Source organism: Vreelandella sp. 2A-K22 (assembly GCF_054065485.1).
The window spans coordinates 121,715-136,374 of record NZ_JBSUGC010000005.1; the positions used below are offsets into that span (position 1 = coordinate 121,715).

The following is a 14,660-nucleotide window of genomic DNA, read 5'->3' on the forward strand; positions in this document are numbered from 1 at the left end:
ATGACTTATAAACGAAAAAGGGATCAACGGGATGAAGCACCTCTCTATTAAATGGAGCCTGACTGCTGCGTTAGCCTTGCTGGTGCTTATGATTGGGTTGATCAGTGGTCTTGGTTTTTTTGCTAATCACAATAGCTCTCAGGCGCTTGAAGAACTGACGGCTACCAACGTGCGGCTGACGAATTTAGCCAACCGCACGCAAGTCAATGCACTCAGAGCACAAACGTTTTTAGACCGCTCGGCAAGTTTTAGCACTCAGGGTAATCCAGAAAAGGGGCAGGAGAGCCTTGCCATGGCTGCAGAGGCGGTAGCTGAGGCAGAGGCACGTTTTAATGAGTTTCGTGCTGTGCCAATCAATCCTGAAGGCACACTTGCACCCCACCGTGATGCGATTATCAGCGCTTACAATGCCTTTGTGACAGAGGGCATTTCGCCACTGCTCGAGGCCGCCCCTTTCCAAATCCAGCGCAGGCAAGAGGAACTGGGAGTATTAAGCGCCGAGTTGGATCGGGCCATGAGCGGTTTTATTGCTTATACCGAAGAGCGTGGCGCTAGCGTTCTTCAGCAGGTCAATCGCTTGGCGACGACTATTGGCGTCATTGCGATTACCCTTTTAGTGATTTCACTGGTGGCCGTGGTGGTCATTCGGTGGGCAATGATGCGTAGCGTTGTAAGGCCCCTTCGGCGTGCCAGTGAGCATTTTGCACGGATTGCTGATGGCGATCTGACAGGTCAAATTGAAGATCGGGGCCGTAATGAAATTGGTCAGTTGTTCGGTGGCCTGGCGGCCATGCAGGAGAAGTTAAAACAGCTGGTGATAGCATTGAGAGGCAGTAGCGAACAGGTCTTCAGCGGGGCGGGTGATATCTCTGCGGGAAGCCAGGATCTCTCTTCACGAACCGAGCAGCAGGCCTCCGCGCTTCAGCAAACCGCTTCCAGCATGGAGGAGATGTCGACGACGGTAAGTAAAAATGCTGAAACGGCCGAAGAAGCGGATCAGCTCTCGGTGGCGGCGTCACAGTCGGCGGAGACAGGTGGTGAAGAGGTGGAGCGCACGGTGCAACTCATGCGTGAGATTGCAGCCAGTGCGAGCCAGGTAAACGATATTATCGGTGTGATTGACTCTATTGCCTTCCAAACCAATATTTTAGCGCTCAATGCATCGGTTGAAGCCGCACGTGCAGGCGAACAAGGTCGTGGCTTTGCCGTGGTGGCCAGTGAAGTTCGCTCACTAGCGACGCGAAGTGCTGACTCGGCCAAAGAGATTCGTAGCCTGATCGAGCAGACCACCACGAAGATTAACGGCGGCGCTGAACAAGCGGAGCGCAGTGGACAGACGATTTATCAAACAGTGGATGCGATTCGTCAAGTCACCACTCTGATGGGCGAAATTTCGACCGCGACGCGGGAGCAGAATAGTGGCATTGAGCAGATTAACGCTGCTCTTACTGAAATGGATTCGGTCACTCAGCAAAACGCAGCGCTGGTGCAACAAACCTGCTCGGCTGCTAGCGCTCTAGAGGGGCAGGCCCGTGAGCTGGCCGACTTGATGGCTACCTTCCGCATTGATGAGAGTGCTACCAGCGCTGTTGCGCTGACGCATAAGGACACTACTCAGCAGCAACAAGTTGACGGTCGTATTGAGCCAGCGCCACGCCAGCAGGCGACGCAAAGTAAAAAAGAGGCCGTCGATGAATGGGATGAGTTCTAGGTCTGAATTAACTACAAGCTGCCGGTGACAAGCGCACTTATCATCGGCAGCTTTTTTACATCTCAGCACACCTCAGAGGCAGCTATCGCTTACGCGCGGGCGGAAACGCGCAGACGCACATAATCTGCCGTCCAGTTTCCTTGCTCATCGCGTAGGCTGTGGCCCAGCAGCGTCAAGGTATTCTCAAGCACGGCATCGCGCACATCCTCGTCGAGCCCATGTAAGAACGGGCTAGCAAACGTCTCAAGCCATCCAATCATGCCGGTGGGCAGCGGAGTCGGGCGTGGAATCAGCTCAATGCTTTCTACTTTGAAACCGACGGTTTCCAGCAGATGGCCATATTCATGGGTGGTCGGGAAATACCACGGATGACGGCCGCGGGCGCTAATGCCCCGAAACTGGAGAGCGGCAATCAGCGCGGTGCAAATAGCGGCGACATTGCCATGACCACCGAACTCAGCCACAAACCGGCCTCCCGGCTTCAAGGCACGCTTAACGCCTGCGAGTACCGACTGAGGGTCAAGCATCCAGTGCAGCGCCGCATTGCTAAATACCGCATCAAACTCATGGTCGAAGGGCAATTGGTGGCCATCAACAACGCGAGCGGTAATGCCCCGTTGGCGGGCGGCATTTACCATCTCTTCTGAAGCGTCAACACCGAGAACGTCAGCGCCCAGTTGTACAAGGCGCTCTGTCAAAGAGCCGTCGCCGCAGCCAAGATCCAAAATACGTTCGCCGGGTTGAGGCGCTAACAGCTTGACCACTTCGCTGCCTAGCTTAGGTACAAAATTAGCATTCTGGGCGTAGTCGCTGGCATTCCACTCTTGCCCGGGTGCATTTTGAGGGGTATGGGTCATATCGGCTTCCTGGCGTCGTTATTATTCCGTCAAAATTCAGTTATCAACGTATAGCCATATCAGTATAGCTTGCTGGTGCCTAACTTATTAGATAGCCAATGAAAATCATAATAAATGACTCGCCAGCACTATCTATTTGATAACTTAGATATCGGCCTTGATAAGCAACTTTTAATAGTGGTCTAGTAAAAAAAGGTAGAATGACACCATTTAGCCGCTGGAAGAGGTTGTTAATGAGCCCATCTATGCCTTGCTATAGGGTTAATTCTCCCGTTGGAGTGATTGCCGATACCCACGGTTTGCTGCGTGATGAGGCACTTTGTCTGCTGCAGGGGTGCGAGCTCATTCTTCACTTGGGGGATGTAGGTAGCAAAGAGGCAGATAAAACGATTTTGCAGCGTTTGGAGACACTGGCGCCGGTGCATTGCGTTAAGGGCAATATCGATACGGCGGCGTGGGCGACGAGTTTACCGATACATCAGGACATCATTGTGAACGAGAAGCACCTGCACCTTGTGCACCGCTTAGAGGATTACGACCCGAGGTTGGCTTGCGATGCACTTCTGCATGGCCACTCCCATAAGCCCCGCAATGAATACCAGGATGGAATGCTGCTTTTCAACCCAGGTGCGGCGGGAAAGCGGCGATTCAAACTGCCGATTACCCTAGGCAAATTATGGATAGATCAATATGGCGTACGGGGCGCGATCATGCATTTGCTATAGCCATGTTTAACGCCATCCGCAATCCTGTCATGTTGTACAAATCTGTTACCCTGTTAGTTAGCTGTTTTAAATAAGCGTTATCAAGATAAGCGAGGTTCCATGAACGACGTTATTAAGCTGCTGAAATCCCACCGTTCGATCCGTAAATTTAGCGACCAGCCGATCCCGAAAGAATTGCTGCTGGAGCTTATCCAAGCCGGGCAGGGGGCAGCGACCTCCAGCCACGTTCAGGCGTATACGGTTATCCATGTAAAAGACCAGGCGAACCGTGAGCAGATAGCAGAACTGGCCGGTGGGCAAGGTTATATTGCCACCTGTGCAGACTTTCTAGTTTTCTGTGCCGATATGAAGCGTCCCACGGAGGCTTCAGAGCGCACCGGTGCAAACGTTGTGCGGGGCATGACCGAGCAACTGTTGGTAGCAACAGTGGATACGGCGTTGATGGCGCAAAATGTGGCAGTGGCGGCTGAGTCCGAAGGGTTGGGGATCTGTTATATTGGTGGTATCCGCAATAATCCCCAGGAGGTTAGCGACCTGCTACGCCTCCCCAAGCACGTGTACCCAGTGTTTGGTATGTGCCTCGGCTATCCGGATCAAGAGCCTGAAGTGAAGCCGCGCTTACCCGTGGAGGCGGTTCTGAAAGAAGACTACTACACTGAAGACGGCGAACAGGTAGAGTCCTTCGATACGACCATGCAGGCTTACTACCGGGCTCGCAGTAGCAGTAATAAAGACACCGACTGGTCTCGCAATCTCAAGCCTTTGTTCGATAACAAGCTGCGCCCTCATATGCGCGATTTTTTAATCAAGCGCGGTTTTGAAATGAAATAAAGTGCGCTGCACACTATTTTTAATAGGATTTTTGGAAAAGAGAACGCTCAGTCAATCGGTTGAGGTTCTATTTTCCTCGCTTTCAGGAGCTTTACCGTATGCGCGTATTTTCAAATCCCGTCGGTTCCGGCTCTCTATGGTTCGATAATCTCGCAACCGCAGATGGTACCCCCGTTGCCTACGACCCTCAGGCCCGGGCCTTTGTGCCAATGCCGCCTTTTTGCATCAATCGTGACGTTATTGGCTGCAACTGGATTGCCCCTAAAGAGGGGGCTTTTTGCCGCGCTTGTGCGATGACAGCACTGGCGCCAGATCCTAGTCTTCCCAACGCTATTCCGAACTGGGCACAAACGGAAGCGGCTAAACGCTGGGTTTTGGATAACCTGGGTCGTTGGCACTGGTTTCGTCCGGAAGACCCAGGCGCTCCGCCGGTTTTCCATCTACTCGCCGAAGGCCCCACGCCTGTGCCGATGGGGCACATTGAAGGGGTGGTGACCATTAGTGTGGCCGAGGTAGACCCCGTGCTGGTTACGACGCGTAGGGAAGCGTTAGAAGAGCCATACCGAACGATGATTGGTCATATGCGCCACGAGATTTCGCACATGCTCTGGTGGCGGCTTAGCTTACGTGAGGATTTTCTGAGTGCCTTTCGCGAGATGTTTGGTGATGAGCGTCAGGATTATCAGGCCGCGCTTCAGCACCACTACCAAAATGGGCCGCCGCCTGATTGGAAAGAGCGCTATTTAACCACTTATGCCTCTGCGCACCCCCATGAAGATTGGGCCGAAACTGCCGCACATCTGCTGCATTTAACCGATATTGCCGATAGCTTTGCGGCATCAGATCTCACTTCGCCGGAGCTGCCTAGCCCGCAGTGGGATCCTTATGCAGAGCCAGATGCCGAGCGTTTAATATACGTGGCAGCTTCACTCACCGTGGGCGTTAATCATGTTAATCGCTCGATGGGCTTGCCGGATCTTTATCCCTTTGTCCTCTCAGAGACTGCCCGACATAAGCTCGCTTTCGTGCATGATTGGCTACGCCGAGGGGCGCAGGGGTTATGACCTGTATTGGCTACGTCGGCAATAGTGAAGAATTTTCGTCATAACCTATACTGCAGTTTAAGGATTTTTCCGTATACCAATAACAATAAAACCGATGGCGATTAGGTTATCGGCTAACCCGCATGGAGACTGCATATGACTCTTGATCGTGCTTACTACCTGTTAGCTGCTTTCTACAGTTTAATAGTGATTATTGGGGTAATTGCTATATTGGCTGGAGGAGGAACGCTGCTTGCCCCCATTCATTTGTTGTTGGGGGCATTGTCGGTGATTGGGCTGTGGGGGTATATCCTCAAGCGCGGGTTTATGAACCCGCGTATGTGGAGGCCTCTGGCCGGTGTGCTGGCGGTGGGTATCGTGATTCAAATGTTCATCATGCTGACAACGGCGCTTTCGAGCGTTTTATTAACCTGGATGCTGACCAGCAGTATTTTTTCGGTCATGCTGGTGATTATGCTCTACCGTTATGGTGACCGAGATCAACCTCTCTGGGCATCTGATGAAGAGCGCACTGCCGCTCGACAGCTAGACGTTTTATTAAGCGATAGCTCTCCATTAACGGCCATTAAGCGTGATGGAAGCCGCGAAAATAGCGTAAAAGTGACTAAATCTAATGGCGGCTATAGAGCAAGCGTGACACGGCGTTCGCAAGAGGGCCAAGAGCGCTTCGAGGAGCGTTTCCAATATCCTGAAACGCTCGTGTTTTTCTTAGAGAAATTCACCAGCGTAACGGTTGATGATTTTAGACGTTCTGCTTCGTTGGATGATCGAGAAAGCGCCGCGGCCACGGTATAGATAAAATATTCAAGTTATTAGTGAGGTACTAACATCTTGAGCTAGCATTTCTTCTAGCTGGAGGGCCAGCGTTTGCTGTATGTGCAAGTAGAGGGGGAGCAATGATTTCTTTAATCCACTCTCTGCTTGTTGCTTATTGATGTAGTAAGCACTTCTTCTTCCATGGAAGTTGATTGTTTCGCCGACTTTGGTGAAGTGAAAGCCTGTCAGAGCAAGAAGTCGGGGCAAGCTAGGTTCCATCATTGCAAAAACTTGAATTTTACCTAGCTGCCTCCCTAAAGCATAGCCGGTGACAAATAGGCCTGTGGCTAGTAGTGGGAAGAGCTGCCTCTCTTCAGTAGAAAAAAAAGTAACATTGTGATTGGTAGTCGAGCTTTCTAAAGAAGTAGAGCTATCTTTAAGTTTTATTCTGAAAAGGCGATTCACAGCCAGTCGTGAGATTTCATAGTAACTGCCTTGGGCAAGTTTGTCGGGATGCAGCTCTGCGTGTGTAAGGCTTTGGCTGCCATAAGATTGTAATGGAAGCTGGTTAAGTGGATGAGGTCTGGAAGCCTGAGGCATAACCACCCGCACGCAGCCTGCCACTAATCCTGTTCTGCGGTGTTCTATCAAACAATGAATAGAGTTTTGGTCATGGATATCAAATTCGAGTTTTTTTATGGGGTCGCTGGCTTCTTCGTACTCAAGTTCTTCGCAGTAAACATCATGTCTTAAACGATAAGCCAGTTGTTTCTCATGCTCAGTTATGCAGAGTTTGAATTTGAACTCTTGTATGAATCTTGTAATAAATACCGCTGACGCATCCTTGTTCTTCACTTGCAGTGGTAAAGAGCTCATGTACTATCCCTATTTAAATCCAGAGTTAAGTATAAACGGTATCCATTATTGAGCACTAATTCCACTAAATGCTTCGATGATTTTTATAGGCCTGCCTAAATGAAACCCCTGACCATAAGTTATCCCATAGGCCTTTAGTATTGGCAATAGCGCTTCTTGATCAACGAATTCAGCAATGGTTTGCTTGCCAAAACCTTTAGCGATGTCGGCAATAGCACGAACAATGACGCGGCTGTCAGGGCTAATCAGCAGGCTGCGAATAAAGGAACCATCTATTTTAATATAGTCGACGGGTAACTGCCCAAGGTAGTGAAAACTACTGAAGCCTACTCCAAAGTCGTCCAGTGCGGTACGGCAACCCAGGTCACGTACTGCTTGTAGTACGCCACGGGCGGTAGAAAAATCGGTTACCGCGGCAGTTTCCGTTACTTCCAATATAAGGTGGTGAGGATCAGCGCCGCTAGCCGTCAGCTCGTCTGCCAAGTATTGCTTCAACCCTCCGTCGTGAAGAGACTGACCCGAAAGGTTAACTGCCAGAGTGATACCTCGATCCTGCAATTGGCTAAGTGCTTTTAAACTGTGTCGCAATACCCAACGGTCGATTAAAATAATCTGCCCGCTTTGTTCGGCAATAGGAATAAAGTGCGCGGGAGAAATTAGGCTCCCGTCTGCGTCGCGCATTCTTAGCAACACCTCGTGGTGTTTTACGTCCTGATCTTCCAAACGCATGATGGGCTGCACCATCAACTCGAAGCTATCCTCCTCAAGCGCATTGTGTATGCGTTCAACCCAGTAGACTCGTGCTTGCAGTTCGTCTTTGGCATTCTCCGACTTGGAAAGTAAATGCCAGTGCTGAAGGCCACTCTCCTTCGCTTTGTACATTGCCACATCAGCGCTAGCCATTAGGTCAGCAGGCGTATTGCCATGGGTTGGAAACAGGGCAATACCAATACTGGCCGTTACTCGATGCCGCCGCTCACCCACAACGAAGCCGATACCGTCTAATAGTTGGACAATATATTGCGCGACACTGATGGCTTGATCGGCGTTGGTATCTTCTAATAGGAGAGAGAATTCGTCGCCACCTAGGCGTGCAATAACGCCGCGGGGGCCAAGGTTGCGGAAGAGGGTGTCAGCCACTTCACGAAGCAATTTATCGCCTACATGGTGGCCACTTAGCTCGTTAACCTCCTTGAACTGATTCAAATCCAGTAGCAATACTGCCCCTTTTGTCTTCGATGGGCGTTCAAGGGCGGTTTGCAGTGCATGTTGGAAGAAGCGCCGGTTGTAAAGTTCCGTTAGCGGGTCACGTTCGGCCAGCCACGTTAGCCGAGCTTCGGCAGCCTTACGTTCGGTAATATCCAGACCAACCGATATACGTGACACCTTGCCGTCATTACCCGTTTGTAACGGTGCATGGTACCAAGCGATAGTATGAGTCCTGTGATCGGGCGTACGGAGTGTTTTCTCCTCTTGCTGGGGATGGGAGAACGTATTCACCTTGGTAGAGGCACCTGCCTCGAATACATCAACAAAATGACGCCCGAGTAGCGAAGCTTCATTAAGTCCTAGCATCAACTGGGTATACTCATTGACCAAGCTAATTCGTCCAGTGTCATCCTGGGCAATGATAAATACCTGGGCCGTATCCAGCAGGCCATTAACGAAATCTCGCTCTTTGGCTAGCTCCCCAATGCGCACGGCTAGTTGGTCACCGCGCTCTTGTACTTCACTCTCTAACAATTCAAGTTGGCGTGAAAGTTCAAGGGTAATGCTCTCAAGTACATCGATCTCGTCGGGAATGCGGCGGCGGTGGTTGGGAATGGCGGCGTGTATATCGCTAAATTTTCCGTCAGCTAGGGCAGGAAGCAATCCAGCGACTCTACGCAGTCGAGCCATTGGGCCCAGCAGTATGACCAATAGCAGTAGTTCAGCGGCAATCCAGCCGAGTACGCCTACGAACAAGAGTGTGCGAGTATCCTGGTTAATTGCCTTAATTTGCTCGGTAATGTCTGATATCAGCAGCAAGTATCCGATATTGCTACGTTCATTATCCTCTTCCATGCGTACTGCGCTGAGTTCTAAATGTCTGCCATCATGTTCAAGATTTAATGGTGTTTCCATTAAACGGCGAACAGGAGCTGTATCTGACGCTCGCTGCAAAGGTGCTAGGGTTTGCTCTTCGCTTGTGAGGGCTAGCAGTTGACCATTCCATGATTTTAGCTCTCGAGTTGCCGTCATCCCGCTATCTTCAGTGGGCCCGGTGACAAGTAGTGCGACTTCACTGCCAGATACCTCCTTGGCCTGCCGAGTGACATCGGCTAGCGAGCGGGTCAGTACGACCATACCAACGCTTTCTCCCGCCACTAGCACCGGCACGGCAGCGAACTGTTGGCAGCTAGCTGAACAACGCAATGTAGTGAGTGGCTGCTCGGTGTGCATCACCCGCCTGATCCAACTCAGAATGGGAAGCTGCGTTTGTGTATTGCCGGTGCCCCAATTACCCAAGACTTGCCCCTGGGTATTAATAATTAATATTTCATCGATACCCGCCTCAAGCTGTAGAGCGGGCCACTGGGAGTCTAGTGCTTGCTCAACTGCGGCGGTATTACCTGCTTGCAAGGGCGAGCCTAAGCTTGCCGAGGCCGCGGTTAACCCTGCCAACTGACGTAAATTTTCCGATGAGCGAACTAGCGCTAAACGAATTTCTCGCTGTTGGCGTTCATAGTGCTGGCTTCGGCTTTCTTGAAACTGACGGGTAAGATTGTCGTGGCCTAGCCAGGTAAAGAGCGTTACCAGCGCCAGCAGCAGCAGGCTACTTAACGCGATGACCCGCCATGTCAGGCTAAGGCGTTGGGGCGTTCGGAAAAGGGTAAATGGTTTCATCGCGGTAGCGTCCTAGCCAGGATCGAGGTAAACGTCAGAAGCGCAGCGATAATTGAAACAACCACATGCTCCATCTTCTGCTGGTCGCTGATGAATCTGGATTATCCTGAATAGGCAGCCAACCCGTGCCATCGACATGGTGGTATTCACCTGCCAGCATGACTTGAGGGTGCGGCGTCCACTGCAGGCCAACGGTTAGGTCATCTGCGAATTGGGTATGGGCTGGAACGCTTCCCCCTGTACTCGCCTCGAAAGATTTACCGTTGCGGTCTGCGCGGTTGCTGGTAAGGCTGTCATAACGCATTAACCACTGCCAGTCATTTGCAAAACGCCGAGCGTATTGGATATACCAACTTTCCCCTGTCGTGTCGAAGTTTACAGAAGACTGGTTGAAGTTTTTTAACCCTGAACGGCGCAGGGCGTATTCAGTCGTTACACTCCAGAGTTCTTGATTGTATTGGAGTGAAAATACCCAGGGTGTAAAATAAAAATCTCCGTCGCTGACACCTGATTGATGTGACTCTATTTGGGATCTCACGTTGGCATTGCTAATCGCTGCAACGACACGACCTCCATCATGTTCATAACGAACTTGGGCAATCGTAGACTGCTGAGGATCGAAGGTGCCTGATATACGCTGAAGTTGAAGCGTATCGCTTAAATCGTCACCAGCCTGAGGCTTTCCTAAGCCAAACTGTCCTCGTAGTACTCCGTTGCTTAATCTCTGTTCCAAATAGAACGTTAGGCCGTCACCTGTGAGAGCCATTGAGCGTGTTCGGTCAAAATAGATAGACTGAGGCAGTAAGATGCTGGGACGGGTAAATGCCACATCGCGGGTTTGATTATAAAATCCAAAAGGGTTTTTAATCCGACCAAGCTGAACACCAAACGTACGCCCTTGGTCAGAAATCATTTGGTAATCAATGAGACCGTAATCCAGTTTAGGTTCTGCGTCGCTGCTATTGCCTCCAGCTCGACGACTTAGCACCTGAGCAGCAACGAGTACATCCTGATGGGGGCGTAAGGAGACGTTGAGGCCAATTTCGGTAAATTCTATGCTGCCTTCATCCTGGCTGCTCTGACCAAAAAAGTTGTTATTGTCAGTCACGACCAGCGCCTGACTAAGAAAGCCATGTACCTGTAAAGTATCCAGAGCGTGTTCGTCGCTTTGGGCGGGAGCAGATAAACCCATTACAACGGTGCCTAGCAAAGCGGCAAGGGCTCTGCATTCATTCCATCGAAATGACTTGGACTCTATCATCCAGATACTCCCTTTCAAGATACCCAATGGCACCCGGCGTTGAGGCGACGCGCTCGCGCATCTCTTCCTGGTCATTTACTCGGTCGGGGGCTTGACCGGTACCTGAAAAAACCATGCGATCCCAGGCTAATTGAAGTTGGTGCGGGTAAACCGCCAACTGCTCTTTGGTAAAGCGAGCATGTACTGGGTTGTTGTTACTTAAAACGAAAACCCTAACCGCTTGACCATCCGGCCAGGTGCGTTGGCGCATGGCGAAAATCGCGCGGGTAGTATCACGGTTCAGCCAGTGGGTAGTGACGTCAGGGTGAGCCACTAAAAAAAGCGGCGCTTCTCGAGCGATGGCATTCGTTGTTGCGAAAGCGAGCCCCACCAACACAATAAAAGTGGTCGCTGCCAGTAAGGCCAATCGCATTAGAGAGCCGCTTATAATGGGTAATGGCATTGGTAGTGGCTTACTGGTTGATTGATGAACGCCAGGTTCACCCGCGGTGCCGTTCTGCTCTGCGCTGAAAATGTGTATGTATTGATGACGTGTTCTCCCTCGCAGCACTAACGAGACTGTTTTTATATTCAGTCATGATGGTATGACTGAAAGATACACATCTAAAGCAACTGTGCCGTATCGATACGGCGTATACGCAAACACTACATCAATTCAAGAAAAATAACAGAAAGTTATGTCAACGAATAACGAGGATAAGCTGTGGCTATTCCATTACCGTATGCTTGTACATAATAGCTAATCGTCTGTGCGACACTGCGAATGCCATCCATCTTAAAAGGATCATCCACCATGTTCACCGGCCTAAGTGCATTCCCGCTAACCCCCATGAACGAGCAGGGCATTAATGAGTATGAGTTTGTCCGTTTAGTTGCTTATTTAGCTGAGGCAGCGGTGGATTCCATTGGCGTGCTGGGCTCGACCGGTAGCTACGCCTATTTAAGCCGTGATGAGCGCGCCCGTGTTATTCAGCTTAGTGTTGAAAATGCAGTTGGCGCGCCTGTCATTGCAGGCATTGGGGCGCTACGTACTCGTGATGTGCTGGCTAATGCAGAACGCGCTCAGCAGGCAGGTGCCAGCGGCGTGCTGCTAGCGCCGGTCTCCTACCAAAAGCTCACCGACGACGAGGTCTTCGATCTATACGCCACGGTTTGCCAATCGCTGAGTGTGCCGCTCTGCGTGTACGATAACCCTGGCACAACCCATTTTGAATTTAGCGATGAGCTGCATGGACGAATCTCCCAACTGCCCCAGGTTCGCTCTATCAAAATTCCGCCGGTGAGCAATGATATTGACTCCGCAAAGGGGCGAGTGGCTGGGTTGCGCAAGCTGATTCCCGCTGATGTCACTATCGGCATCAGCGGCGACGCGGCAGCAGCCACTGGCCTAAATGCGGGATGTGATGCCTGGTACTCCGTTATCGGCGGGTTATACCCTAAAGCAGCGCTGGCGCTAACCCGAGCTGCTCAAGCAGGGGATGTTCAACAGGCCAAGGCGCTTTCAGACGGCCTTGAGCCGCTGTGGGCACTCTACCGTGAATACGGCGGTAGCCTGCGAGTGGCGGCTACCATTGCAGAAGTCACCGGCAAGGTGAGTCAGCCTTGCTTGCCCCAGCCGCTTAAAACGCTGCAAGCGGGCGATCGTAAAAGAGTAGAGCAGGTACTGGAGCAGCTTGGGCTTGAGTAAAACCTTGTAACAAAAACGCCCAGCCAAGGCCGGGCGTAATAAGCACTTCAATGATGATTACTCAACGAGCTTAAGCAAGCGGTCTGGATAATTGGTGAACAGGCCGTTTGCGCCCATTTCCATCAAACGCTCCATCTCATCGGTTTCATTAATAGTGTAAACGTGTACCGGCAGCCCATTTTCATTTGCTTGACGGATAAAGTCGGCATCAATGACTTCTTGGTCTTCGTAGATATAGTTAGTACCGATTCCCGACGCGTATTCCGCTACCGCCTGGAAGTCTTCATCATTAATCTCTGCTGGGCCCGGTGTCACGCCAGTCCACTCCACTAAACGCGATTCGTCCTCTTCACTGGGGTAGTACCAAACGAGCTGAATGAGCGGAATGTCGTCGTTTAGTTCCTGCACTTTTAATAGGCTTTCCTGCTCGAAAGACTGCACTAATACTCGGCCACTCTCGACCATGTCATGTTTTTCCAGCGTTTTTACCAGGGCTTCTTCCAAGCCTGGGTTTAGCTGCGGTGACTTGGTTTCAATGTAGTAGCGAGCATTGTGACCGAAACGCTCGAAAAGCTCATCCAGCGTGAGGATCTGTGCCCCTGCAAAGTCCGCGTCCGCTTTATCAGCATTGGCTTCATTGAACCAAGAGCCGGTATCCAGCGCTTTCAGCTCTTCCATGGTGTAGTCATTAATCTTGCCTTCACCGTCGCTGGTGCGGTCAATGGCGTCATCATGAAATACCACGACTTCACCATCGGCAGTGATTTGGGCGTCCAACTCTAAGTAGTCGACATTCCACTCATGGGCCAATTCATAGGCCGCCATGGTGCTTTCCGGCGCGTGGCCGCTGGCCCCGCGGTGGGCGATCACTTGGAATGACTCAAGCTCTTTGAGCTGCTCCTCCAACGGTGTGGACTCCGCCAGCGCGGTGGTTGTGGCAGCACCAGCAAAAAGCCCCAGTGACATTGCGGCGAATAGCGAATGACGTTGCATTAAAGCACCTTAATTGAATGTTCGTTCAATAAGCGTACATGGCCTGGAGCGTTAAAGCCAAGTGACGAGAACTGTTCGGTGATTCATCGAGAGCCGAAGAGAGCAGCCATCAAGCGAATACGCAGTGGGGCTATATAGTCACCTAAGGGCTAGGTACCCACGTTGAGACTCTTCACCAACGCTTGCGCTTCTTTTATAGAGGTCAAACGTACAAATTGAATAGGCGCATAGCGTGGATTCACCATATCGGCAAAGTAGCGTTTACGATTTTGCCGCCACGTTTTTAGTGACCATAGTAGAACCGAATCACGGCTTAGAAATGTTTTGCGGAAGCTCTCGTGATTACCTGTACCAGGCCAAAGCTCCTCTTGGCTGATGATGCGTTTAACAGCACGGGTGAGGGCTTGGCTAAATACTCGCCAAAAGGGGTAGTCGATCCACACTACCATATCCACTTCGCGCCACTTTATATGCCGAGTGCGGTCAAAATTACCGTCCAGTATCCACTCTTGAGGTGAGGCTGCTAAAGCCTCTTCCAGCTCGGCGAAGAACTCATCGTCCGGTGCTCCTTGCCAGTTAGCGCGCCAGAATAATTGATCAAGCTGAACGCATGGGGCGTTCAAGGCGTCTGCGAGCTGCTTTGCAAGGGTACTTTTGCCACTGCCACTCGTACCAACCACATTAATTTTCATGGGAGTTCTCTTTAGGTGGCGCGACATTTTAATGAGTGCTCCAAGAGGCAGCAAGGGCACCATACGGCGTCAAAGAGTACCCTGGTACCGTGCCGCCAATTTAGAATGGACGCGCCCTCTATTGCCCCCTCGGGGATAGCGCTTTACAGCGGCGAGCTGTTCCCTCAGTGGCAGGGCGATATACTGATAGGAGCGCTGGTAAATAAGAGGTGTGCCGGGTACGTTTATCTAACAATGGCCGCGAAGCCAGCGATGTAGAAGGCCTGTTTGGTGAGCTAGACGAGCGTATAAGAGATGTGCGGGTAAGGCCCAGAAGGTGAA

Annotated in this window: 14 protein-coding genes; 7 read left to right on the forward strand and 7 right to left on the reverse strand. The window is 51.2% G+C overall.

Features of this window, described 5'->3' with window-relative positions:
• Nucleotides 1-31 precede the first annotated feature (31 nt).
• The gene (locus ACW17M_RS08450) at nt 32-1,711 is read left to right on the forward strand and encodes a methyl-accepting chemotaxis protein (RefSeq protein ID WP_457547219.1); all 1,680 of its coding nucleotides are present in this window, start codon (nt 32-34) and stop codon (nt 1,709-1,711) included.
• Nucleotides 1,712-1,800: 89 nt separating this feature from the next.
• Here the strand turns inward: ACW17M_RS08450 and ACW17M_RS08455 are convergent, their stop codons facing one another.
• Complete coding sequence (locus ACW17M_RS08455) at nt 1,801-2,568, reverse strand: class I SAM-dependent methyltransferase (RefSeq protein WP_009287581.1); 768 nt, start codon at nt 2,566-2,568, stop codon at nt 1,801-1,803.
• Between the two features lie 233 nt (nt 2,569-2,801).
• Here ACW17M_RS08455 and ACW17M_RS08460 point away from each other — a divergent pair, with 233 nt between their 5' ends.
• The 4 genes from ACW17M_RS08460 (at nt 2,802) to ACW17M_RS08475 (ending at nt 5,983) form a co-directional block, all read left to right on the forward strand.
• Nucleotides 2,802-3,293 carry a metallophosphoesterase family protein gene (locus ACW17M_RS08460; protein WP_233974227.1) on the forward strand — a complete coding sequence of 164 codons (492 nt, stop codon included), beginning with the start codon at nt 2,802-2,804 and terminating at the stop codon, nt 3,291-3,293.
• Between the two features lie 99 nt (nt 3,294-3,392).
• On the forward strand, nt 3,393-4,124 hold the full coding sequence (gene nfsA / locus ACW17M_RS08465) for an oxygen-insensitive NADPH nitroreductase (RefSeq protein WP_233974228.1): 732 nt from the start codon (nt 3,393-3,395) through the stop codon (nt 4,122-4,124).
• Between the two features lie 98 nt (nt 4,125-4,222).
• Nucleotides 4,223-5,188 (forward strand): zinc-binding metallopeptidase family protein, encoded by a 966-nt coding sequence (locus ACW17M_RS08470; protein ID WP_039859614.1) that lies wholly within the window; start codon nt 4,223-4,225, stop codon nt 5,186-5,188.
• Nucleotides 5,189-5,323: 135 nt separating this feature from the next.
• Nucleotides 5,324-5,983: a hypothetical protein gene (locus tag ACW17M_RS08475; RefSeq protein WP_009287585.1), complete on the forward strand. Its 660-nt coding sequence runs from the start codon at nt 5,324-5,326 to the stop codon at nt 5,981-5,983.
• Nucleotides 5,984-5,992: 9 nt separating this feature from the next.
• On the opposite strand, the gene ACW17M_RS08480 is transcribed toward ACW17M_RS08475, so the two are convergent.
• From ACW17M_RS08480 to ACW17M_RS08495, 4 genes are read right to left on the reverse strand one after another with little or no spacing between them, the layout of a single operon-like run.
• Complete coding sequence (locus tag ACW17M_RS08480) at nt 5,993-6,820, reverse strand: PEP-CTERM/exosortase system-associated acyltransferase (protein WP_009287586.1); 828 nt, start codon at nt 6,818-6,820, stop codon at nt 5,993-5,995.
• Between the two features lie 45 nt (nt 6,821-6,865).
• Complete coding sequence (locus ACW17M_RS08485; RefSeq protein WP_039859617.1) at nt 6,866-9,706, reverse strand: bifunctional diguanylate cyclase/phosphodiesterase; 2,841 nt, start codon at nt 9,704-9,706, stop codon at nt 6,866-6,868.
• A gap of 34 nt (nt 9,707-9,740) precedes the next feature.
• Nucleotides 9,741-10,967 carry a hypothetical protein gene (locus tag ACW17M_RS08490; protein ID WP_022522579.1) on the reverse strand — a complete coding sequence of 409 codons (1,227 nt, stop codon included), beginning with the start codon at nt 10,965-10,967 and terminating at the stop codon, nt 9,741-9,743.
• Nucleotides 10,936-11,379, reverse strand: a complete 444-nt coding sequence (locus ACW17M_RS08495) for a hypothetical protein (RefSeq protein ID WP_022522580.1) — start codon at nt 11,377-11,379, stop codon at nt 10,936-10,938. Before ACW17M_RS08495 ends, ACW17M_RS08490 begins: the two co-directional genes overlap by 32 nt.
• A 381-nt stretch (nt 11,380-11,760) precedes the next feature.
• Between ACW17M_RS08495 and ACW17M_RS08500 the strand changes: the two genes are divergently transcribed.
• Nucleotides 11,761-12,654, forward strand: coding sequence for a dihydrodipicolinate synthase family protein (locus tag ACW17M_RS08500; RefSeq protein WP_141440847.1), 894 nt, complete (start codon nt 11,761-11,763; stop codon nt 12,652-12,654).
• A 57-nt stretch (nt 12,655-12,711) separates the two neighbouring features.
• On the opposite strand, the gene ACW17M_RS08505 is transcribed toward ACW17M_RS08500, so the two are convergent.
• Both ACW17M_RS08505 and ACW17M_RS08510 read right to left on the reverse strand, forming a co-directional pair.
• Nucleotides 12,712-13,647, reverse strand: a complete 936-nt coding sequence (locus tag ACW17M_RS08505; protein WP_141440848.1) for a glycerophosphodiester phosphodiesterase family protein — start codon at nt 13,645-13,647, stop codon at nt 12,712-12,714.
• 149 nt (nt 13,648-13,796) lie between these two features.
• Nucleotides 13,797-14,339 carry a P-loop NTPase family protein gene (locus tag ACW17M_RS08510; protein ID WP_041158240.1) on the reverse strand — a complete coding sequence of 181 codons (543 nt, stop codon included), beginning with the start codon at nt 14,337-14,339 and terminating at the stop codon, nt 13,797-13,799.
• A gap of 105 nt (nt 14,340-14,444) precedes the next feature.
• Between ACW17M_RS08510 and ACW17M_RS08515 the strand changes: the two genes are divergently transcribed.
• On the forward strand, nt 14,445-14,597 hold the full coding sequence (locus ACW17M_RS08515; protein WP_230803133.1) for a PQQ-dependent sugar dehydrogenase: 153 nt from the start codon (nt 14,445-14,447) through the stop codon (nt 14,595-14,597).
• The last annotated feature ends 63 nt before the right edge of the window (nt 14,598-14,660 follow it).

Coding starts and splice junctions, on each gene's coding strand:
- ACW17M_RS08450 (WP_457547219.1), top strand. CDS start 32: ATGAAGCACCTCTCTATTAAATGGAGCCTGACTGCTGCGTTAGCCTTG.
- ACW17M_RS08455 (WP_009287581.1), bottom strand. CDS start 2,568: ATGACCCATACCCCTCAAAATGCACCCGGGCAAGAGTGGAATGCCAGC.
- ACW17M_RS08460 (WP_233974227.1), top strand. CDS start 2,802: ATGAGCCCATCTATGCCTTGCTATAGGGTTAATTCTCCCGTTGGAGTG.
- nfsA (WP_233974228.1), top strand. CDS start 3,393: ATGAACGACGTTATTAAGCTGCTGAAATCCCACCGTTCGATCCGTAAA.
- ACW17M_RS08470 (WP_039859614.1), top strand. CDS start 4,223: ATGCGCGTATTTTCAAATCCCGTCGGTTCCGGCTCTCTATGGTTCGAT.
- ACW17M_RS08475 (WP_009287585.1), top strand. CDS start 5,324: ATGACTCTTGATCGTGCTTACTACCTGTTAGCTGCTTTCTACAGTTTA.
- ACW17M_RS08480 (WP_009287586.1), bottom strand. CDS start 6,820: ATGAGCTCTTTACCACTGCAAGTGAAGAACAAGGATGCGTCAGCGGTA.
- ACW17M_RS08485 (WP_039859617.1), bottom strand. CDS start 9,706: ATGAAACCATTTACCCTTTTCCGAACGCCCCAACGCCTTAGCCTGACA.
- ACW17M_RS08490 (WP_022522579.1), bottom strand. CDS start 10,967: ATGATAGAGTCCAAGTCATTTCGATGGAATGAATGCAGAGCCCTTGCC.
- ACW17M_RS08495 (WP_022522580.1), bottom strand. CDS start 11,379: ATGCGATTGGCCTTACTGGCAGCGACCACTTTTATTGTGTTGGTGGGG.
- ACW17M_RS08500 (WP_141440847.1), top strand. CDS start 11,761: ATGTTCACCGGCCTAAGTGCATTCCCGCTAACCCCCATGAACGAGCAG.
- ACW17M_RS08505 (WP_141440848.1), bottom strand. CDS start 13,647: ATGCAACGTCATTCGCTATTCGCCGCAATGTCACTGGGGCTTTTTGCT.
- ACW17M_RS08510 (WP_041158240.1), bottom strand. CDS start 14,339: ATGAAAATTAATGTGGTTGGTACGAGTGGCAGTGGCAAAAGTACCCTT.
- ACW17M_RS08515 (WP_230803133.1), top strand. CDS start 14,445: ATGGACGCGCCCTCTATTGCCCCCTCGGGGATAGCGCTTTACAGCGGC.